The organism is Mesorhizobium sp. M4B.F.Ca.ET.089.01.1.1 (genome assembly GCF_004022605.1).
GTDB lineage: Bacteria > Pseudomonadota > Alphaproteobacteria > Rhizobiales > Rhizobiaceae > Mesorhizobium > Mesorhizobium abyssinicae.
The window spans coordinates 1-385 of sequence record NZ_RZOS01001595.1; the positions used below are offsets into that span (position 1 = coordinate 1).

Consider the following 385-nt stretch of genomic DNA (forward strand, 5'->3'; position numbering starts at 1 on the left):
ATGCGCACCGAGATCAAGAAACTCGTGACGAGCCTCGGCATCACCACTGTCTACGTGACCCACGATCAGATCGAAGCCATGTCGATGGCTGACAGGATCGCCGTCATGCGCCGCGGCGACATGGTGCAGGTCGCAACCCCGCTCGAAATCTATGACAGGCCGAGGACCGAATTCGTCGCCGACTTTATCGGGTCGCCTCCTATGAACCTGTTTCCTGCCCACTTTGACGGCAAGAAGGGAATCGCCGCTACCGTGCAGCCATTTGCCGACAGTCTGTCCGGCGAGGTCGCCGACAGGGCAAGCAGCTTTGCCGATGCCCAGGGACAATTCTATGTCGGCGTACGCCCCGAGCATCTCATGATCGTGCGCGACGGCGTTGAAGGCG

General features: G+C 60.3%; 1 pseudogene. It reads left to right on the top strand.

Annotated elements, in window-relative coordinates:
* Positions 1-385, top strand: a pseudogene (locus tag EN780_RS39635) (sugar ABC transporter ATP-binding protein); the annotation flags it as partial.